The following is a 19971-nucleotide window of genomic DNA, read 5'->3' on the forward strand; positions in this document are numbered from 1 at the left end:
GCGCACCGGATCCCGTGACCGACCGGCGCCGCCTTGGGCGTGGCGCCGGTCGCAACGGTGCCGGGCCCGGCACTTCACACGCCTCCACAGGCAGCGCACCGGTCCGGTCGCGGACGACCGAGGCCGGACATAGCCTCCCAAATGTGAGACGGACTGCAAGCCGTAGCCGGGCTCGAACAGCCGGTCGGAGCCTCGTGGCCCTGCTGGTGACAGCGGGGTGGCTGCTGATGCCCGCCGCGTCGCCTCACGCCCGCGCCGAAGACCCGCTCACCCTCTCGCGCCAGGGTCAGATCACCGACAAGGTCGATGCCCTCGACGGCCGCGAGAGCGCGGTCACCGCATCCCTCGACCGGCTCTACGACGACAGCCGTATCCAGCTCTTCGTCACCTATGTGCCGGACTTCTCGGGCCGGACCGGGCAGAGCTGGGCGGACGCGACCGCCGAACGGAACGGTCTCGGCCGCGACGACATCCTGCTCGCCGTCGCCACCCACGACCAGCAGTACGCGTACTCCGCCGCCGCCGACGGTCCTCTTACAGAGGACCGGCTCGCCGAGGTGGCGAGAACGGCCGTCGAACCGGCTCTCCGGGAGAACGACTGGGCGGGCGCGGCGATCGGAGCGGCGAACGGCTACCGGGCGGTCGCCGCCGGTGCGGCCGTCCCCACGCCCGCCATCACTCCCGGACCGGCGGACCCCGGCGCCGACGTCGCCTCCAACAGATCGGGCAGCGCTCTCGTCCTGCCTGTCGTCCTGGTGGGCTGCGCGGGAGCCCTCGCCGCGTACGCCTATGTCAAGCGCAAGCGGCGCGCCTCAACCCGTACGACACCGAAGGGCGGGCAGGAAGGATGGGGGGAGCCGGGACAGTCGCCGCAGACTCCGCTGCCGGAGCTCGACCAGCGGGCGGGACTGGCCCTCGTCGACACGGACGACGCCGTGCGCACCAGCCAGGAGGAACTCGGCTTCGCCACGGCACAGTTCGGTGAGGACGCCGCGCGACCGTTCCAGGACGCCGTGACGTACGCGAAGGGCGAGCTGACGGCCGCCTTCCGGCTGCGCCAGCAGATCGACGACGCGTTCCCGGAGGACGACGAAACCCGGCGCCGCATGCTTAACGAGATCGTCGCCCGGTGCACGGAGGCCAACAGCCGGCTGGACGCCGAGTCTGCGGACTTCGACCGGCTGCGCGCCATGGAGCGCCATGCCCCGGAGGCGCTGGCCGCCGCCGAGGCCGCGTTCCGGGAGCTGGCCGGCAGGACCGCCACGGCCGCCGCGACCCTGGCCGCGATGCGCGAACGGTACGCGGCGGCGTCGGCTTCGGCTCCGGTCGGGAGCGCTGTCGAAGAGGCCGACGACCGGTTGGTGTTCGCGACGAGGAATCTGCGGGACGCGCGCCGCTCGATCGAGTCGGGCGACAACGGCCGCGCGGCGGTGCATGTACGGGCGGCGGAGAGCGCCGTCGGGCAGGTGACGACCCTGGTCGACGCGGTGGAGCGGCGCTCGCTCGAACTCGCCGAGGCCGCGGGCAAACTCCCCGGCTCACTCACCGAGACGGAGACGGACCTGGCGGACGCACACGGTCTGCTCGAAGGTACGGCGGAAGGCTCGTCCACCGCCGATCTGCGGGGGCGGATCGCGCGTGCCGAGGCGGTGGTGGCCGACGTGCGCCGCGAGCAGGCCGCCGGTCCGCACGACCCGATCGACGCACTGCGCAGGGTCGAGGAGGCGGACGCGGTGCTGGACGAAGCCCTCGCGGGTGCGCGCGAGCGCGAGGAGGGTGGACGCCGGGCGCGGGCGCTGCTCGATCAGGCGCTGCTCGGCGCCCGCTCGGCGGTCGGCGCGGCCACCGACTACATCACGACACATCGCGGCGCGGTGGGCATCGAGGCCCGTACCCGGCTGGCGGAGGGCCAGCGGCGGCTTGAGCAGGCCGGAACGCTGTCGGAGCTGGGCGATGCGCCGGGCGCGCTGGCCGAGGCTCAGCACGCGGACGGTCTGGCCAGGCAGGCGCAGAGCCTCGCCGAGCAGGATGTGCGGTCGTTCGGGAACCGGTCCGGCCCCGGCGGTGTATCAGGGGCAGGACGCGGGCTCGGCGGTGCTGTGCTCGGCGGGATCATCCTCGGCGGCCTGTTCGGCGGCGGAGGCGGACGTGGTGGGGGTGGCAGCTTTGGCGGCGGTTTCGGCGGAGGGCATGGAGGTGGCCGTGGTGCTGGTCCTGGCAGTTTCGGGGGCGGTGGCACGCGCGGCCGGATGGGCGGCGGCGGCCGTTTCTGACGCGATTCCCCTTGTCCATCAGGCGAAGAAGGAGCAGCGCGATGACCAAGCAGACGATTCTCGGCCGTGTCACCCAGCTGGCGAAGGCCAATATCAACGACTTGCTGGATCAGGCCGAGGATCCGCAGAAGATGCTCGACCAACTCATCCGCGATTACACGAACAACATCGCGGAGGCGGAGGAGGCGGTGGCCGTCACGATCGGGAATCTGCGCCTGATGGAGCTGGACCACCAGGAGGATGTGGACGCGGCGCGGGAGTGGGGCGAGAAGGCTTTCGCCGCGAGCAGGAAGGCCGACGAGCTGCGCTCGGCTGGCCGGGGCGGGGATGGCGACACGTTCGACGGGCTGGCCAAGGTGGCGCTCGGCCGTCAGCTCCAGTCGGAGAGCGAGGCGAAGACCGCCGAACCGACGATCGCGTCCCAGACGGAGGTGGTCGCGAAGCTGAAGTCCGGGCTGGACCAGATGAAGGCCAAGCTGGCGCAGTTGCGGTCGAAGCGCGACGAGTTGGTGGCCCGGTCCAAGTCGGCGCAGGTCCGGAATCAGATGATGGACGCGGTCAAAAACATCAATGTGCTGGATCCGACGACCGAGTTGGGCCGGTTCGAGGACAAGGTGCGGCGGGAGGAGGCCAGGGCGATGGGCAAGCAGGAGCTGGCCGACTCGTCGTTGGACGCCCAGTTCGAGCAGTTGGAGGGCCTCGGGGACACCGCCGAGATCGAGGCACGGCTGGCCGCGCTGAAGAGCGGCTGACGCCTCCGCCTCCGCCGGCGCGCATGACGGGCACGGCCCGGCCGACCTGTTCTCGTGGGCCGGCCGGAGGACGCGGTCCGGGGTCAGAACATGCTGAGGAGCTGTTCGACGGTGGGCTCCGCCGTCGAGTCCCCGTCGGGCAGGGCGAGTTCGAACCAGACCGTTTTGCCGCGTGGGGTCCGGCGCGATCCCCAGGCCGCGCTGAGCAGCCCGACCAGCTGGAGTCCGCGACCGCCTTCGTCGGTGTCGCGCGCCCGCCGTCTGCGCGGCTGTACGAGGCCCGCGTCCCACACCTCGCAGACGAGCGTGCGGTCCCGGAGCAGCCGCAGCCTGATCTCGCCCTCGCCGTAGCGCATCGCGTTGGTGACCAGCTCGCTGACGAGCAGTTCGACGGTGTCCACCAGCGGTTCGAGGCCCCAGGAGTGGAGTTGGGCGCGGGCGACCTCGCGGGCGCGGCCGACGGAGCGAGGCTCGCGCGGCAGTTGCCAGTCGCCGACGGCGTCGGTGGGCAGGCCCTGTATACGGGCCATCAGCAGCGCGATGTCGTCCTCACCGTGCCGGGTGTCGAGCGTGTTGAGTACGTGGTCGCAGACGTCTTCCAGGGGCCGTACGGGATTGGTGAGCGCCCGGCGGAAGGCTGTCAGCCCTTCGTCGATCGGATGGTCGCGGGATTCGACGAGGCCGTCCGTGTAGAGCGCGAGGAGAGCGTCCTCGGGAAGTTCGACCTCGATCTGTTCGAACGGCTCTCCGCCGACGCCGAGGGGCATGCCGGGCGGTACGTCGAGGAGCAGCGCCTCTTCGCCGGGTTCGACAAGCACGGGAGGGGGATGTCCGGCGTTGGCAAAGGTACAGCGGCGGGTGACCGGGTCGTAGACGGCGTAGACGCAGGTCGCGAGATACACCTCGGAGAGGTCGGCGTCCCGCGACTTGTGGGCGACGCGAGAGGCCTGTTGAGCGCCGCTCGGCGTGCCGAGGCCGCGGGCGATCTCGTCCAGCGCGGAGAGGACTTCGGCGGGCTCCAGGTCGAGCAGGGCCAGGGTGCGTACGGCGGTGCGCAGCTCGCCCATGGCGACGGCGGCGCGCAGTCCCCGTCCCATGACATCGCCGACGACCAGCGCGGTGCGGTGGCCCGGCAGTTCGATGACGTCGAACCAGTCGCCGCCGACCTCGGTGGCGGTGTTGCCCGGCAGATAGCGGCAGGCGATGTCCAGTCCGGCGGCCTCGGGGTCGCCGGGCGGGAGCAGACTGCGCTGCAGTATCAGCGCGCGTTCGTGCTCCCTCCGGTAGAGGCGGGCGTTGTCGATACAGACGGCGGCGCGTGCCGCGAGTTCCACGGCGAGGGCGCGGTCCCGTTCCCCGAAGGGCTCGCTGCCCTTGGTCCGGGAGAACTGTGCGAGTCCGACGACGGTGTCGTGCGCGACCATCGGCACCGCGAAGGTGGACTGGATGAGGCTGCCGGCCCCGCCGGGAACTGTCTGGACCCGGGCGGTGCGCAAGGCGTTCGCGCAGGGCGAGTTGAAGGGGTACCGGTGGACGGCGCCGACCGAAGGAGGCTCGACCGCGCCTTCACCCGTCAGGTCGGCCCCGAGCAGGGGTGCGTCGGCGACGGCGCTGGCGAAGGCGACGCGACGCAGGGTGGCGCTGCCACCGCCGGACTCGGAGCCGGAGGAGCCGCCGCGTCCGGGCGGGGCCTCGTCCCCGGTCAACAGTCCCTGGTAGAGGTCGACGGACGCGAGGTCGCAGAAGCCGGGGACGGCGACGCCGAGGAGTTCCTTGGCGGTGGTCTCCAGGTCGAGGGAGTTGCCGATCCGGGCGCTCGCCTCGTTGAGGATCGCGAGGTTGCGGCGGGCGCTCGCGGCCTCACGTGCCGCGATCTGACGGCGTGTGACGTCGCTGCCGAGTCCGGCGACCCCGATGGTACGGCCGGCTCCGCTGAGCACGCGGTACAGGTTGATCGACCAGTGCCTGCGTTCCTTGCCGCCCGGGGCGACGCCGACTATCTGGATGTCGGTGGCGGATTCGCCGGTCTCCAGGACGCGCTTGAGAGAGGCGTTCAACCGATCGGCCTCGGGACGGGAGAGATAGTCGTGGACGGTGCGCCCGCGGTGGTCGTCAGCCGTGCCGCCGAAGACCGAGGCGAAGCGCTGGTTGGCCCGCTGGACGGTGAGGTCTGTGCCGAACAGCAGGAAACCGAAAGGAGATTGGCCGAAAACGGCCTGCGACGAGGCAAGGTCCGTCTCGATCTGGCGCAGCGCACGGACGTCAACGACGATGCAGAGCGCGGCCCGTTCACCGTTCTCGGTCTCACTGGGCATCACATAGACCTCGGCGAGACCGTGAAGGCCACGTTCTCCGGGCACCTGGAACGGGACCAGCCCGGTCCACTCCTTGCCGTCCAGGATCTCCGCGATCTTGTTGCGCCCTCGCGAACGCAGGTCGGAGGGTACGAACACCTCGACCGGATCCTTGCCCCTGACCTCGTCCGGGGCGACCCCGAACAGCTCGGCGGCTCGCAGACTCCACTGGTCGACCAGCCCGTCGGGGCCGATCGAGAAGGAAGCGACTCTTATGTAGTCATAGATCGAGCCGGGCGGACTGCTCTGCCACACGACGCCGTCCGCCGTTCCAGGTATCTCGCTCACGCGACCGTCCCCTCCAGCTCACGCACCGGACCGGCCATCCCCGCAGTATTCAGCACTACGGCCCTGACAGGTACGGCGTTCACGATCACAGCACAGTCTCGTTCTCTTTGAGCCGAGACCGACGTGATCGTTGTCCCTCCACACTCCTAACCAAGGAGTGGCAGCTCGAACCACACCGTCTTACCCGCCTTCCCCCGGCGCGTACCCCAGCGGCACGCGGAGCAAGCGACGAGTTGGAGCCCCCGACCCCCTTCGTCGTCAGGGCCGGCAGAGCGTGCGGTCGGCGGATCGGGGAGCGGATCGGACACCTCCACCAGCAGCGCGGTACCGGTGAGGCCTGCGGTGCCCATGGGAACAACAGCCAGCCTGACACCGATCGGGCCGGACGCGTACTGAAGGGAATTGGTGACCAGCTCACTGACCAGCAGGACGGCCGAGTCGCGAACGGGTCGGTCGAGACGCCAGACATCGAGGGTGTCGCGTACCGCGTGGCGTGCGGTACGTACGGCATCCGGCTCGGCAGGGAAGGTCCACTCGGCGTAGGTGCTCTCCGCCTCGATCAAGCCGACCACTTCCCCAGACTGACGGGAGACCCATGCCCTTTATAGGGGGGTTAATCAGCACATACCCGAAGTTCGAGAGGAATTATCTTGACGGAGGCTCATGTCAGCTCGCCCGAGGCCCTCAGATCGTCGAAGAGAAGCTGGTCGACGGGGGCCACGAGGGCCCGGTCGCCGTAGGAGAGCCAGCGGATCTCCTCGATCTCGTTGCTGGCAGCCGGCGTACCCCGGTAGTCGCCGGAGTAGCAGCTCATCCGGACGAGGATGCCGTCGGGCTGACCGTGGGCCTGGGCCTCGTACGTACCCAGATGGGCCGTCGTGACCGGCAGGACGGCCACGGCCAGCTCCTCCTCGACCTCGCGCAGCAGGGTCTCCAGATCGGTCTCCGTGCCTTCGCGCTTGCCGCCGGGGATGTAGAACACATCCTTCCCACGGGAACGCGCACAGAGGATCCTGCCCTGCTCCACTCGGACCCACGCGACTGTGTCGATCAAGACCGTTGCAGCTCCGCCCTCACTCATGCGCCGGAGCGTAACGCGACGGACGAGGCGCGTCGGACGGGGGGTCACTGTCGGGAGCCGACGAGGTCAGCGGCCGGTCTACGCCAGACGTTCGACCCAGTAGAGCTGCTTGTGGCCGTTGATGCCGAGGCTGTCGGCGACCTTCTGCGCCTCGTCCTTCGTGGCGTACCTGCCCACGCGGTACCGGTTTCCGTTGTCGTCCTGACGTATGACCAGCCAGGGAAGCAAAGCGCCGCCGTCGGTCATCGCACCCCTCCCGCCAACGGCCCACACCACTCGGACGATCTCCTGGAAACCCCAATCCGCATATGCCCGAGCCTACGCCTGACCTTCACTCAGCGGATGCGTGTTTGCACAAAAAGGTACACATCTGGCCAAGAAGATTCGGCGCCACCGAAGCCGCACACATGTACACGCCCGCCATCTCCCCATGCCCGAAGCCCTGTTGAGGCGCACGCCATGGTGCCGGGCGAACGAGAGCGACGTCTCGATCAGCCGGTGCTCACCGGACCGTCATCTGACCGGAAGGTGATAGGCGATGCGGTAGCGGTCGGCCGGAATCACCACGTCTGCCGTTTCGACCGCGCGGCCCGACGCGTAGTACGTCCGCTCCAGGACCATCACCACGTGGCCGGGCACACCGCCGAGCGACAGGAGCTCCTCCGCCAGCCCCGGGCGCGCGCCGACCTCCTCGACCACGTTGTCCACCACGATGCCGATGGCCGCCATCCGCTCCACGACCCCGCTGCCCCCGAGCGGCCCCTCTTCAGGAAGCATCACCGGCGTGCGCCCCGTGACCTCCAGGGGCTCCCAAGAGGTGGAGAGCATCATCGGCTCCCCGGCATCCCTGAAGACGTAGCGCGTGCGCATCGCCGGGTCGCCGGGTTCTATGCCGAGGCGCGTGGCGATCTCCGGCGCCACGGCATCCCGGTCGCTGCTCGACTCCCACGTACCGCGCGCCCCGTCCTCGGCCTGCTCCTGCCGGAAGGGGTTGGCGCCGGACGGCGGCCGGTAGCCGGAACGGGCGATGCGCCGCGGCACGGGCCGCTCGCGGACGTAGGTGCCCGACCCGGAGCGGCCCTCGACGAGCCCTTCCGCCATCAGCACCTTGCGGGCTTCCAGGGCGACCGTGTCCGAGACGCCGTACTCCTCGCGGATACGGGCCTGGGACGGCAATCGGGTGTGCGGCGGCAGAGCACCGTCGACGATCTTCCGCCGAAGATCACTCGCGACGCGCAGATAGGCCGGCTGCTCACCGAATGCCACGGGCCACTCCCAACAGGTTGACAGACGGCAACACCCTGGCAATCGCTGGTTGTTGACCGCAAGCATGAGCCATGGCTTTACCTGGAGTGACGACGAGGGGGTTACGCAGGGCCTTTGCCACACCGCCCGTCCCCCTCAAGTCCCTCGGGGGGGCAGGTCGATTCGCCGTGGCGCCACCTCGCCGCCCGACGCCGTCAGTCCACCCAGTTCGTGTCGTGCTTGATGAAGAAGACCATGCGCTCTTCGGACGCCACGAAGTGCGTCTCACCGCCCGACGGGGACCGCACGTCGGCGGGGGTGCTCGCGGGCCGCCGGAAGACCGCGTTGACCTCGCCCTTGTCCCCGTGGTGGCGGGGTTCCGGATTCGACATGTCGTGCACCCCCTCAGCACGGCCTGGTGACGCGTGGCCGGCCGGTCACGCCGACAGCCATCATGCCCACCGCGAGATTCCCCCTCCTGGAACCTCGCCGAAGTCACGTTCGTTCACCAGGATTCATCACGCGTGAACCGATCCGTACGCCACTCCAGCCACTCCCCGCACCCCCAGGCGACGGCCGCCAGCACGAGCACCACGGCCACCGCCGCCGTCCGGTCCCGGGCCCGCAGCACACCACCCACCAGGGCCCAGACCCCCAGCGCGAGGGCAGGCGTGCCGAAGATCACCACCGGGCCGTCGAGGTAGAGCAGGCTCCAGTCCCGCTCATCCTCGAAGGCTCCGCGCAGACCGGGCGCCGCACCGACGCCCCATGCGACGACCCCCGTGACAAAGCCGGCGACAACGGCCAGGCAGCCCGCCCAGCCGTCCGTCGCCCGCGCCATCCGTGTACTCGCTGTCCCCGATCGTGTCGTCACACCGACCACAGACGCGGGACATCACCCCAACAGTTCCGGAGGCGCCCACGCCCAACTGTCCGTCAGGCCGACGAAGCGGTGGGGTGCCAGGTGAGGCGTCAGACGTTGAAGCGGAACGTCTGCAGGCCGATCCCGACCTGCGGCGGAGCCCCGACCAGGGCACTGACCTGCATTTTCGCCGTTTGTTTGCGTTGACCCCCGATGGTCACTTTCGGGTGTCCTGCGGACTACCTGCGGACTGCGGGACAGCCGGAACTGCTCAGTCACCGGTTTAGCGGAACGTCTTGAGTGAGCTCGTGGTACGCATCCATGACGTCACCCACATGCAACGTGGTGACCTCGCCCTGCGACGGGACTCCGGAGCTGCCATGCAAGTCGTAGATCCGCAGATCCCGCTCCGCGGCGGCCTTCCGAGCGAATTCCCGCGCGAAGCGGCCGTTGCCGAGACGGTCGATCAACCCGCTGGCGACGGCGAGCTCACATGACGTGCGCAGCGCAACCGCAGCCTCGTCAGTAAGGGCGTCCCCCTGGGATCGCAGGAACGACTCCGCGATCAGCACAAGTTCGTCTGCTGAATAGGCGGGAAAGTCCACCCGCGTATTGAACCGGGAGGCGAGACCCGGGTTGACCGATAGGAGCTCGGCGATCTCGTTCGGATACCCGGCAAGGACCACAACCAGACGGTGCCTGTCGTCCTCGGCTCGCTTGAGGAGCACCTGCAGGGCTTCCTTACCAAAGGCGTCACCGCCCGAGTACCCGGTGTTGGACAGTGCGTATGCCTCGTCGATGAAGAGGACGCCGCCCAGAGCCTCGTCGATGATCTTAGACGTCTTGATCGCCGTCTCTCCGAGGTGCTGTCCCACGAGGTCAACGCGCTGGGCCTCGACGACGTGGCCTCGAGCCAGCAGACCGAGCCCGGCGAAGACCTTGCCGACGACGCGGGCCACCGTGGTCTTGCCTGTACCGGGCGGCCCGGCAAATACCAAGTGTTGTGGAGCTGGCGCCGCAGCCAGGCCCTGATTTCTGCGCACCACTGCCATTCTCAGCTGTGCCGAAAGGCTGCGCACCTGGCGTTTCACTGGAGCGAGGCCAACCATCTCGTCCAGCTCGGTCATCGCCTCGTCCAACAACGTCGAACGCTCGCCCTCACTCAAGGTGACATCGGAGGAGCCGTCACTCTCTGCCCGCACAGCCCCAACAGCCTGGGCGGGCACACGCGCAGCAGGCGAGGCAACCACCTTCGCTCGCTGAGCCACATCTCCCAAGGTCGGGCTGTACCGGAAGGCTGTCTGGAACTGCTTCAGAGCTTCCTCCGCCCGGCCGAGCTGCTCGTACGCACGGCCACGCAGATAGGCAGTTTCCCCGAGGAAGCCAGCATTGTCGGCAAGGGCTTGCGGTAGTGGATTCAGCACGTTGAGCGCCTCGTGATAGACGCCTTGGGCGATGAGGCTGGCTGCAACACAGAGCTGCGACTCATCCCGCAGGAAGGAGTCCCTGATTCCCTCAGCAAAGGTCAGAAGGAGTGGCCAGTCCTTCTTCAGGACGGCGTAACGTGCGCAGACGAAACGGGTCTCGTCGCAATCGAGCACAGCGTGGGAGAGCATGTTCCATGCTTCATCGAGTAGGCCGTCGTCCAAGAACTTCGCTGCCCGCGCGAGCCACAGGTCGCGGGACGTCTCCAGACGGAAGGTGACGTACGTCCCGATCTGGAACCGAGAGGACAACGGGGCCTGGAACCTTGTGCGCATGGTGCCGAAGGACTGGGCTTGGCCGTGCATGGCCTCGATCGCCTGTCCCTGGAGCTGCCCCGTTGCGTGAAGTCCCAGCCAGGCATCGGCGGCAAGCGGGTCGTGCGTGGCGGCCGCGTGAAACGACTTAGCCGCAGCGTCCCGGTCGCCCAGCCTCAGGTGCGACACCCCTTGGAGCCACTCCTGCTCGCACTTTCTGATCGAATGCTGTGATGCGGATGGCCCCGGCACCTTGCGTCTCCCCTGTCGTCATCGGTTGATACGGGATTTGCCCGCTTGGGATCCGTGGGCTCAGTCCCACCCGTCAAGTGATACTTGAGCACTGCCATCCAAGTACTGATGAAGAGCACTGGCGGTGGTTTCGACGAACGCTTCCGGGATGGCGTTGGCGGCGACCCAGCGGACCTGGGCGTGCTTGCGGGGTTCGCGGTTTTCGGGTTCGCCCGTCCATTCGTAGGTGGCGAAGACGACCGTGAGGAAGCCGTTGGGGGCTTCGACGCCCCAGGCGCCCGTGGATGATGTGGGCGACCTTGAGGGACTCCGGCTTCACCGTGAGGCCCGTCTCCTCGTAGAGCTCGCGGACCGCCGTTTCGGTGATGGGCTCGCCAGGCTCGCTCTTGCCGACGGGGAGGTCCCACAGGCCCTGGGCGAACTTGGCGTTCTCGCTGCGCTGGAGGAGCACGACGCGGTTGGTGGCCTTGTCGTGGACGATGACGGCCGCGACCAGCAGCGTCATCGAGTTGAGCGCGGGCTTGAGGGCTGGGGGGCGGTTGTCGGTCTGCTGAGCCACGGGGTTCCCTTCGTCGGGCAGGTTGTTGGGCATGTTAAGCGAGGGCCTCGCGGGCTCGGCGGGCGAGATCTGCGGCGCCGGGGACGCGGCGGCGCTGGTAGATCGCGAGCGTCGAGCGGATCGAGGTGATCGCCTTGCGGGTGCGGTCTGAGGTCATGCCCTCCATGAGGACCAGGGCCTGGGTCCAGGCCGCGACCGCTTCGTCGGCTCGGGCCTGGGCGGCGAGGCTGTCGCCGAGGTCGGCGTGGGTGAGGGCGTGGACGCGCTTGTACTTCTCCGGGTCCCAGCGGGTGAGCGCGTCGCGGTGCTGCTGTTCCGTACCGATGTGGTCGGCGAGGTCGGTCAGGGTGCGGGCGGTGTGGCTGGCCACGGTGCCTGCTGCTGGGCCGCTAACGCGGGAGAAGCTGGGCTGGGGCCCGTCTTCACGTAGGAGGGCGTCTTCGGCGGCGAGGAGAGCTCGGGCGGCCAATGGGTTCTCGCCGACGGCTGCGTAGGCGCGGGCGTGCGTGATGTGGAGGAGCGCTTCCGTCTGGCCGTCTACGTGGCCGAGGGCGCAGGTGAGGGCTCCTTTGACGAGGTCCACGCAGTGGTGGGGTTGCTTGAGGCTGAGGGACTGGTGGGCGAGGGCGCGCATCATCCAGGCGGCATGGCCGTGGGGGTCGGCTTCGCAGGCGAGCTGGTAGCCGACCTGGTAGTAGCGCTGGGCAGCGCCTTCGTGTCCAAGGTCGTGGTGCTTCCACCCTGCGAGGTAGGCGAGTTCGGCGACGGCGCCGAAGGCGGCCTGGCGTAAGGTCTGTGGGGAAGCGGCCGCGCAGCATGGGGGCTGCCGTGTCGGCGAGGTACGCGGTGACTGTGGTCAGGCCGTGCCCGCCGCCGAGCCGTTCGTCGGCGGCGCTGAAGGCTGCCGTGATCTGTCGTACGACGTCGATGTCGTCGCTTCCGACGAGGGAGCGTGCGGTGCGGGCACGGAGCATCCGCGAGGTGGCTTCGTGGTCGTGCAGGAGCGGCATGGCCACGCCGGCCGTGGTGAAGGCGGCGATGGCGAGGAAGCGGCGGCGCTCGACGTCCGCACGGCCGAGGTCGGTGACCGCGGTGACGGGGTCGGTGTCTGGTGGCGACTCCGTGTCGGGTGAGTGGAGGCCGAGCTCGGTTCGGGTGACGACGCGGCCCAGCCGCCGTGAGAGGGCTTCGGCGAGGTACTGGCCGGTCGGCGTGCGGGCACCGCCCACCCAGTGGGAGATGGCCGACTTGTTCGTCTGGAGCAGTTCGCCGTTCTCGGCGGCGATGCGGCGTACGTCCTTGGCGAGCGCGTCATACGTGCACCCGGTGGCGTTGATCGTGTCGCGCAGGCGGGAGTTGGCGCTGGTCGGTGCCGGCACGATCGCCTCCGCTCCGGATCTGTAAACCGTGTATACCGCTTGACCTCGGTCACACCGTACCCACTCTGCGTAGCGGGCGGTTCACTTATCGACAGCCGCTCAACTCACGGCATCGCGGGCCGGGCGGCTCCCAAGTTCCGTACGCCCCAACGGGTTCGGGCATTCCTATGCCTTGGCCCGGACGATCAGAGACGGAGACACGGTGACCACCATCGACACCGCGACCATCACGGTCGAGCTGCCCGACGCCTTCGACCCGCGCTGGAATCGCCTGCCCGGCATCCAGGTGGACGGCCGGCGTATCACCATCGATCCGGCCGAGTATTTCTTCCGCTTCGAGTCCAGCACCTGGCTCGTCGCCGACTGGGAGTTGGTGAAGGCCCAGCTCCTCGACGTGGACGAGACCACCGAGAGCGCGGTCGAACAGCTCGCGCTCGACTTCATCAAGAACCACGGCGAGTCCACCTCCGACGCCGCCCGCGTGCTGGCGACGGCGTATGGGGTGTACTCGTACCTCTTCCGCGAGGAGCACCTGGCCGGCCTCGGCATGCCGCAGATCACCGCCGACCACCTGCGCATGCTGCGCGAGGCGGCCACGCTGATGGCGCTCAACAAGGTCGAGCTGAACGGGCACATCTCCAACGTCGGCCCGTGCTGGTTCTTCCCTGCCGCCACTTCCGTCGTCTTCGACCTGGACGAGGCGACGGGCGGAATGCTGGACGAGGTTTACCACGGCGGCTGGTTCAACGAGCACCGACGGATCGAGTCCATCAAGGCCCATGCGGCGCTCGGTGGCCGGCTCGTGCACGGCTGCCAGTCCGTGCCGGACCAGTCCGGCGGCGTCGTCGCGCCCTACGGTGCCTCGATGGCCAACTTCCGTGACGACCTTGCCGAGTTCAAGACGGGCTGGATCGAGCAGGTCTACGTCCACCGCGTGGCTGCAGCCGAGTAACCCTGCCCCCCGTACGGCTCCGGGGCGGGCCAGCTCGCGCGCGCCCGCCCCGGAGCCCTCCAACCCCCTTGGAGACCTCCATGGATCAGAGCCTGTCCGCCACCCTGCTAAACGACCTGTGCACCCTCGTCGGCAAGCCCCTCCCCGAACGTGCCGAGATTCGCATCTGGGGCATGTCCGGCGTCGAACGTGTCACCTTCCCCGACGGCACCACGGCCGTTTTCAAGTACGCCAAGGAGCCCTTCGATCGCGAGGCCCAGGCCCTGCGGGCGGCATACCACCGCGGGCTCCCGGTCCCCGCCCTCCACGCCACCGCCATGCAGGACAAGTGGCTCGGCATGCTCATGGACGACCTCGGCACCCCTGTACGGGAAGCCGACGACCTCGACGGTATCGCCGCCGCCGTCATGCTCCATGCCGCCCGCCCGGCGGGTGGTCTGCCGCTCCTCGATGGGGCGGGTCTCGCAGCTCTGCCCGGCCGAGCCCTCGATCACCTCCAGCGGCTGCGGAAAGCCGACCGATGGACGGACTGCGATGACATCGAGACCGCGCTGGGGAAGATCTCCGCCGCGGCCGAGGCCCGTGTCCAGGGGGCGACGCTCGACCCGTTCGGCTGGGTTCACTCCGAGTTCCACCCCACGAGCGTCCACATCGGGGAGAACGGCTGGCGCCTCCTCGACTTCGCACGTGCCTTCACCGGACCCGGCCTTATCGACCTCGCCTCGTACCACGGCACCACCGACGTGCCGAGCCCCTTCCGCATGCGGGTGTTCCTGGAGCAGTACGTCACCGCAGGCGGTCATGAGGACGCCCTCGCCGCGCGGGGCGGCCTGGCCGCAGAGGCATGGGCCCTGGGCTGGCATCGCATGTGGGCCGTGGAGTGGTTCATGGAGCAGGCCATTCGCTGGATCGACGATCCGGCCAAGGACCCCGCGTACATCCCCGTCGTCCGCCGCCACCTGGGCGATGTGGTCCAACTCCTGGAGGTCTAGGTGCTCGCCCAGGTCTCCCCCTGGTACGCCCACGCAGCCCAGCGCACAGCCGCTGCCCCCGCGCACGCCCTCACTGCACCGGCCCGGATGGAATGGAGTACCCACGCGGGCATCGGTCCCGGCGCAGAGATCCTGGGCCGGGACCTGTGCGGCAAACGCGTCCTGGAGCTGGGCTGCGGCCCCGGCCACAACGTGGCCCACCTCGCGAAACACCACCAGGCCCGCACCACCGGCGTGGACCTGATCGGCCTCCAGGTACGCCGCGCCCGCTCCCACTACAGCCACATCGACGGCACAACCTTCGCCGCCGGCCACGCACTGCACCACCTTCAGGCCACCGGCCAGACCTTCGACGCGATCTACTCCGTCTTCGGCGCCGTCGGCCTCGTCGCCCCCGAGCTCCTCCTCGCCACAGTTTCCCGGCGCCTGGAACCGGGTGGTGTCCTGGCTTTCTCCGTCCCTCACCCGGCACGGGCCGGAAGACATCCATCCACGGACGACCGTCCGCGCGAGGACTACGTCACCATGCCCGACCGCACCCGACTGCCCCTCGCCCGATGGGAGTTCGACGCCCGCCGCTGGAACGCACACCTCTCCCGGACCGGCCTGAGCATCACATCAACGCAGGAGCTGCGACACCCGCGCCGCGACCCGTGGCCCACCACCCTCCTGATTACCGCCCGCAAACGCTGACCGACGGAGGCATCAATGTCCCTGCCCTACCTGCTCCTGGACATCGACGGCGTCCTCATCCCGTTCCCGGCCCCCGACGGCAGCATCCCGCCCACCCACGTCCGCCACACCGTCCTGCCCACCGGCCGGCACCCAGACGACCCTGTCCCCATCTGGCTCGACCCTCGCCAGGGCAGCATTCTCGCCGACCTCCTGACCAGCGGACTCATCACCCCGGTGTGGTGCACGAGCTGGCGCAGGGACGCCACCACGATCATCGGCCCTCTTCTAGGGCTGCCCGACTTCCCTTACCTCGACCTGCCTCGCCCGCAGATCACCACCAGTCACCCCGACGGCTACCTCTGGAAACGTGACCACGTCGACACCTGGCTCGGCAAAGCTCCCGCCGTCTGGATCGACGACGACTTCACCAGCCTCGACCACGGCTGGGCGGCGGAGCGCAATTCCAGGGGAACGCCGACCCTCATCGTTCAGCCCGACCCACGCCTCGGGCTGCAGCCCGAGCATCTGACCAAGGTGACGAAGTGGGTCTCGCAGTTACCCACAGCCCGCGCCGTCTGACGACTGATGCCCTTGCTGCCACGAGCAGCGAGGGCACCAGCGTGTTGCTCGAGCGTCTGCCGTCTGCGGTCTTTGGCGGGGATCGGCACCGCTGATGTCGGAGTCGGCTGGAACACTGCGGCCGTGATCAACGAAACAACCCCGGACCTTCCTGATACTCCCGCCGGTTCCCTGCCACCCACAGCACAGGCTGAACTCCCCTACATCGCCTGGGAGGAGCTGCCGCACGTCTGTACGGGCCAGCACAGTGTGCGTGACACACCGGACATCCTCGGCGCTGTGCTCGCCACCGACCCGGCCCGCCGGGTGCGGGCTGTGGAGGACCTGTATCGGCTGCTCCTCAATCGGCAGCAAATTTCTCCGGCGACCGCTCCGGCGGCCTTGGTCCTCGCTCGTCTTCTTGACGATCCGCGCACCCTCGCCGAAGACCGGTGGGAGCGCAGGGTCGGCCGCCGGTCGCTTCGCGCCGAACTGCTGAACTGGCTTGCTTCGTTCGCCGACATCGCCCGCCTGGACGTCGAAGACGGCGTTGGCACGGCGCAAGATCTGGCTGCCGCCCGTGCGGCAAGGCCAATACTCCACGACCGCATCGCGGATTTCTGCGACGACGACGATCCACTGGTGAGGGAGGCCGCGCTTGCGGCTTCAGCCCTGCTCCTGGCCGACCCCGCCCTCACCTCGTCCGTACCCCGATACGCCCCCGCCATCCGCGAGGTCCTTGCCGTGAGCGCGGACTCGTACTACCGGTGGATCGCCCGGGAACGGCTGGCCGCCTGGGGAGAGGATGTCACCGGTCTCGTCACTGCGGAGGAGGAGCGCCACGCAGCCCTGGACCGGGCAGGCGAGTTGGCGGAGGACCCATTCGGCCGAGACCAGGAGCAGGCGATCCGCTGGCTGGAAGAGCAACCCGGGGACACCGCGGCTCCGGAACGATTCGGTCACCGGCGAGAGGACCGGACCGCGCCCATACCGGCCGCCCCGCACGAGCCGACGCCCGAGCCGCCCGTGGCCGTCCCGGGGAGCGAGGCAGGGTACCGCGGCCCGTGGCGGATTGCCCGGGAGAAGGAGCGCGCCGAGTGGACGTTCACGCCATACGTAGGAGTCGGCCCCCTGCACTTTGGGATGACTTTGGAGGAGATCACCCACGTCCTCGGCGAAGGACCTGCTGTCGTGTCCTACTCCCACCACGGTGAGGACCAGCAACTCAAATACGCAGACTTCACCGAGAACGGGATCAGGGCCCTCTTCCATGACGACCACCTGGGGTGCGTCGCCGCCGACGCCCTCACCGGCCCCCAGGTGAGGCTGGACGCTACCCCGCTGACCGGTTGCGTCCCTTCTGACGTGGAGAACTGGCTGGTCCACCGCACAACACGGCTTGGCAGCCTGGCGTACAGCGTCGCTGGCGATCCGGTCTTCGCCGACCTCGGTCTAGCAATCCGCTCCCAGCCAGCCGACGAGGTCGTCCTGACCCGCCCCCTCTTCCTGCTCTACGACTGGCTCGACCTGTGGCACGCACTGCCCAGTGAGGAGTGGATCTGTTCTTGAAGCGTGGTTCGCCGGTCGACCTCACCTGAGTGCGAGGCCGACCGGTACAACGTTCCGCCTAATCGAGCGATAGCGGGGTCAACGGTGTCGACTGCGCCCTTCGAGACTCATAGCCGCTGGTGCGGCCGGAGGGTGTGGGACAGGGGGCATGGGCGATGTTCCGCTGATGATGCTTCGACTGTGAGCTGCTTGCGTCCTCCTGTTCGGCTGAGCGGTGATGCGCCAGGCGAGAACCTCGGCCGGGTGCTCGGCGCTGTCGAGCTCCCGCTGGGCGCCCGCCTCGGCCAGGAGGCGTCGGGGGTTGTGGCCGGCGGTCTCGGCGTGGGCGAGGGTTGTGGTCATGGCGGTCCAAGTGGGGTCGGCGAGGATCCGGTCGGCGTGGTCGGGGAGGGCCGCACGAACGTCCTGCTCGTAGCGGCTGGCGGTCGCGGCTCGTGGTGCGCGGCGGGCCAAGTCCGCCAAGACGGGTGCGGCTGCCTGCTGATAGCCCGCCTGGAGGTGGCGGAAGGCTTTTTCGGCCGCTGCGGCCTGTTGTTCGTGGCCGCGCTGCTCGTGCCACTTGGCGGCGGCGCGGGCCAGGTACACGGTGGCGAAGAGCAGGGCGACGGCGAGTCCGCCGGGCTCATTGGAGGCGTAGACGAGTTCCTTAGCGACCTGGCGCAGGGCGGTAGCGGCCTGGTGATCCGCGCGGGTAGCGGATCGGCGGGCTCGGTTGAACGCCGAGGCGGCTGCGCGTAGTTCCGCCCGGTGCGGGCCGGGTGTGGCGCTGGCGATGTTGTAGAGGGCGTCGCCGAAGGCGGCGAGGTGGGCCTGGGCGGTGGCATCGTCATCGGAGTCGAGGGCGGTGTGCGCCGTCTGTATCGCGGCGATGGTGTGCCGCCACGGCTCGGCAGGGTCTGCCGCGAACCTGGGTCGGTGAGCTATCTCCTGGTCGGGGAGGCGTTCGCGGAGGCGGTTGATGGAGAGGTCGGGTGCGAGCTTCGAGCCGCCGTACCAGACGGGTTCACCGGCACTGTTGGTGTCGCCGGGTGCGGCGAGGCTGTAGCCGATCACGTCGCCGCTCTCGGGGCCGAGGCGCGTCTTGACCTTGATGCCGAGGGACTGCAGCACCGTGAAGTAGTCGGCCTCGGTATGCACGGCGGCGGCGACCGCGTACGCCCGCTCGCGCAGCCAGTGCCGTGCCGTCACGGTCTGGCCCTGGCGCTCGGCCTTGGCGCGTTCGGCGCCGGTGGGGGCGCGGGGGGCCGTGAGGTCTCCGGACTTCAGGCGGCGCAGGCCGTACTCGGTCTCGATCTTGCGGCACTCGGCTTGGGCCCGTCGGCCGTCCTGGTGGGTGCGGGGGCGGCGGCCGTCGGCGCGGACGGTGGTGGCCATGATGTGGATGTGATCGTCGGCGTGGCGCACCGCGATCCATCGGCAGGCCCTCTCGTCGCCTTCGGGGGCGATGCCGGTGGCGTGCACAACGCGGCGGGCGACCTCGGCCCATTCGGCGTCGGTGAGGTAGCGGTCGCCGGGCGCGGTGCGGACAGGGCAGTGCCAGACGTGCTGAGGTGGTTTCTTGCCGCCCAGCTCGCGAGTGCGGAGGTCGACGTGGTGGTCGAGTCGCCTGGCGAGCTGGGAGTAGGTGGCTGCCGGGTCACGGCCGGGATCGGGAGCACCGGCCATGTCCCAGGCGGCGACGATGTGGGGGTTGGTGTGCTCGTCGCGGCGGCCGGGGCCGAAGAGGTAGGCGATCAGTCCGCGGCTGTCGGAACCGGTGGAGACGTCAGGAACCATGAGCCGTGCCGTTCGTCAGGAGCTGGTCCATGAGGTGGAAGCTGTTCTGTGCTGCTTGCTCGACGCGGTCCAGAACCGCCTCGGCGCGCTCGGGCACGGTTCCTCGGTTGATGGCTGCGGTGATCTGGTTGAGGTTGCCGCCGATGCGGTTCAGCGCGACCGTGTGCGCCTCGACGGCCTCGATCAGCGGGCGGAGAGGATCGTCCTCCGGACTGCCGACCAGCCCCGCCTTGCCCTGCGCAACAGCCAGGGCCGCGTCTCCGACGAATCCGGCGAACCTCTGACCGCGCTGGTGAGCGGCGGCGCTGATCACCTGGACCGCGGTGCGCGTGAAGCGGATGGTCTTCTCCTGGTCGCGCTTCTCCACGGTGCGCTTGCGGTTCATCTGCGCGGGCAGGACGGGCGCGTCGAGGTCCCGCCAGGAGGGCTGCTCGACAAGCGGTGGGACATCGGCCGGCGTACTGCGAGGAACGGAGTCGGCAGCAGGCTGGCAGGAGCTCTCAGCCACCCTCTCCTCCGGCTCGGGCGCCCCCTGGCGCTCGGCCTTGTCCTCCGCCACCCCTGAGGCGGGGGCAAGCGCGGACGAAGCCTCGTTAGAGGCTCGTTCGCTCCAGCTTGCTGCTGGTCGTCGGGTGAGCCTGAACAGCTTCCTGCGGCGGCGGGGG

The 19971-nt window shown here is 69.2% G+C and carries 18 protein-coding genes and 2 pseudogenes; 8 read left to right on the top strand and 12 right to left on the bottom strand.

The genetic code is table 11. The features are described from left to right. The first annotated feature begins 227 nt into the window (after nt 1–227). Together OG700_RS12470 and OG700_RS12475 are read left to right on the top strand one after the other, a co-directional pair. Nucleotides 228–2273, top strand: a complete 2046-nt coding sequence (locus OG700_RS12470; protein ID WP_405621643.1) for a TPM domain-containing protein — start codon at nt 228–230, stop codon at nt 2271–2273. Nucleotides 2274–2314: 41 nt separating this feature from the next. Continuing rightward, entirely contained in the window at nt 2315–3025 is a 711-nt protein-coding gene (locus OG700_RS12475; protein ID WP_405612838.1) for a PspA/IM30 family protein, read from the top strand. A gap of 83 nt (nt 3026–3108) precedes the next feature. On the opposite strand, the gene OG700_RS12480 is transcribed toward OG700_RS12475, so the two are convergent. The 10 genes and pseudogenes from OG700_RS12480 to OG700_RS12525 form a co-directional block, all read right to left on the bottom strand. Further along, nucleotides 3109–5667, bottom strand: coding sequence for a SpoIIE family protein phosphatase (locus OG700_RS12480; RefSeq protein WP_405612840.1), 2559 nt, complete (start codon nt 5665–5667; stop codon nt 3109–3111). A 146-nt stretch (nt 5668–5813) separates the two neighbouring features. Then, the gene (locus OG700_RS12485) at nt 5814–6239 is read right to left on the bottom strand and encodes an ATP-binding protein (RefSeq protein WP_405612842.1); all 426 of its coding nucleotides are present in this window, start codon (nt 6237–6239) and stop codon (nt 5814–5816) included. An 89-nt stretch (nt 6240–6328) separates the two neighbouring features. After that, entirely contained in the window at nt 6329–6748 is a 420-nt protein-coding gene (locus tag OG700_RS12490; protein WP_405612844.1) for an NUDIX domain-containing protein, read from the bottom strand. 78 nt (nt 6749–6826) lie between these two features. Then, nucleotides 6827–6994 carry an SPOR domain-containing protein gene (locus OG700_RS12495; RefSeq protein WP_405612846.1) on the bottom strand — a complete coding sequence of 56 codons (168 nt, stop codon included), beginning with the start codon at nt 6992–6994 and terminating at the stop codon, nt 6827–6829. 267 nt (nt 6995–7261) lie between these two features. Continuing rightward, complete coding sequence (locus OG700_RS12500; RefSeq protein ID WP_405612848.1) at nt 7262–8014, bottom strand: GntR family transcriptional regulator; 753 nt, start codon at nt 8012–8014, stop codon at nt 7262–7264. A gap of 194 nt (nt 8015–8208) precedes the next feature. Further along, complete coding sequence (locus OG700_RS12505; RefSeq protein ID WP_405612850.1) at nt 8209–8385, bottom strand: hypothetical protein; 177 nt, start codon at nt 8383–8385, stop codon at nt 8209–8211. Nucleotides 8386–8498: 113 nt separating this feature from the next. Continuing rightward, on the bottom strand, nt 8499–8834 hold the full coding sequence (locus OG700_RS12510; RefSeq protein ID WP_405612852.1) for a hypothetical protein: 336 nt from the start codon (nt 8832–8834) through the stop codon (nt 8499–8501). A 296-nt stretch (nt 8835–9130) separates the two neighbouring features. Further along, the gene (locus tag OG700_RS12515) at nt 9131–10783 is read right to left on the bottom strand and encodes an AAA family ATPase (protein WP_405612854.1); all 1653 of its coding nucleotides are present in this window, start codon (nt 10781–10783) and stop codon (nt 9131–9133) included. Between the two features lie 123 nt (nt 10784–10906). Continuing rightward, nucleotides 10907–11438, bottom strand: a pseudogene (locus OG700_RS12520) (NUDIX domain-containing protein). Between the two features lies 1 nt (nt 11439). Next, nucleotides 11440–12691, bottom strand: a pseudogene (locus OG700_RS12525) (tetratricopeptide repeat protein). Here OG700_RS12525 and OG700_RS12530 point away from each other — a divergent pair. The 6 genes from OG700_RS12530 to OG700_RS12555 all read left to right on the top strand — a co-directional run bounded on the left by OG700_RS12530 (nt 12645) and on the right by OG700_RS12555 (nt 17530). Next, entirely contained in the window at nt 12645–12809 is a 165-nt protein-coding gene (locus tag OG700_RS12530) for a hypothetical protein (protein WP_405622268.1), read from the top strand. The pseudogene OG700_RS12525 and the gene OG700_RS12530 overlap by 47 nt on opposite strands. A gap of 177 nt (nt 12810–12986) precedes the next feature. Then, entirely contained in the window at nt 12987–13736 is a 750-nt protein-coding gene (locus tag OG700_RS12535) for a hypothetical protein (RefSeq protein WP_405612856.1), read from the top strand. A gap of 80 nt (nt 13737–13816) precedes the next feature. Continuing rightward, nucleotides 13817–14728, top strand: coding sequence for an aminoglycoside phosphotransferase family protein (locus OG700_RS12540; RefSeq protein WP_405612858.1), 912 nt, complete (start codon nt 13817–13819; stop codon nt 14726–14728). After that, on the top strand, nt 14729–15421 hold the full coding sequence (locus OG700_RS12545; RefSeq protein ID WP_405612860.1) for a class I SAM-dependent methyltransferase: 693 nt from the start codon (nt 14729–14731) through the stop codon (nt 15419–15421). Between the two features lie 15 nt (nt 15422–15436). Then, a complete protein-coding gene (locus OG700_RS12550) occupies nt 15437–15982 on the top strand; it encodes an HAD domain-containing protein (RefSeq protein ID WP_405612862.1) in 546 nt (181 codons plus the stop codon). Between the two features lie 123 nt (nt 15983–16105). Then, a complete protein-coding gene (locus OG700_RS12555) occupies nt 16106–17530 on the top strand; it encodes a hypothetical protein (RefSeq protein ID WP_405612864.1) in 1425 nt (474 codons plus the stop codon). Between the two features lie 78 nt (nt 17531–17608). On the opposite strand, the gene OG700_RS12560 is transcribed toward OG700_RS12555, so the two are convergent. Next, entirely contained in the window at nt 17609–19306 is a 1698-nt protein-coding gene (locus tag OG700_RS12560; protein ID WP_405612866.1) for a relaxase/mobilization nuclease domain-containing protein, read from the bottom strand. After that, nucleotides 19296–19865, bottom strand: coding sequence for a hypothetical protein (locus OG700_RS12565; RefSeq protein WP_405621646.1), 570 nt, complete (start codon nt 19863–19865; stop codon nt 19296–19298). Before OG700_RS12565 ends, OG700_RS12560 begins: the two co-directional genes overlap by 11 nt. Nucleotides 19866–19971: the final 106 nt, after the last annotated feature.

Origin of the sequence: Streptomyces sp. NBC_01508 (assembly GCF_045040315.1) — a bacterium.
In the GTDB taxonomy this organism is placed as follows: domain Bacteria; phylum Actinomycetota; class Actinomycetes; order Streptomycetales; family Streptomycetaceae; genus Streptomyces.

What these genes read in the sequence shown, in the direction of transcription:
- OG700_RS12475 (WP_405612838.1), top strand. Translation starts at nt 2,315, where the DNA reads ATGACCAAGCAGACGATTCTCGGCCGTGTCACCCAGCTGGCGAAGGCC.
- OG700_RS12505 (WP_405612850.1), bottom strand. Translation starts at nt 8,385, where the DNA reads ATGTCGAATCCGGAACCCCGCCACCACGGGGACAAGGGCGAGGTCAAC.
- OG700_RS12550 (WP_405612862.1), top strand. Translation starts at nt 15,437, where the DNA reads ATGTCCCTGCCCTACCTGCTCCTGGACATCGACGGCGTCCTCATCCCG.
- OG700_RS12540 (WP_405612858.1), top strand. Translation starts at nt 13,817, where the DNA reads ATGGATCAGAGCCTGTCCGCCACCCTGCTAAACGACCTGTGCACCCTC.
- OG700_RS12560 (WP_405612866.1), bottom strand. Translation starts at nt 19,306, where the DNA reads ATGGTTCCTGACGTCTCCACCGGTTCCGACAGCCGCGGACTGATCGCC.
- OG700_RS12495 (WP_405612846.1), bottom strand. Translation starts at nt 6,994, where the DNA reads ATGACCGACGGCGGCGCTTTGCTTCCCTGGCTGGTCATACGTCAGGAC.
- OG700_RS12470 (WP_405621643.1), top strand. Translation starts at nt 228, where the DNA reads ATGCCCGCCGCGTCGCCTCACGCCCGCGCCGAAGACCCGCTCACCCTC.
- OG700_RS12530 (WP_405622268.1), top strand. Translation starts at nt 12,645, where the DNA reads ATGGCCGACTTGTTCGTCTGGAGCAGTTCGCCGTTCTCGGCGGCGATG.
- OG700_RS12490 (WP_405612844.1), bottom strand. Translation starts at nt 6,748, where the DNA reads ATGAGTGAGGGCGGAGCTGCAACGGTCTTGATCGACACAGTCGCGTGG.
- OG700_RS12510 (WP_405612852.1), bottom strand. Translation starts at nt 8,834, where the DNA reads ATGGCGCGGGCGACGGACGGCTGGGCGGGCTGCCTGGCCGTTGTCGCC.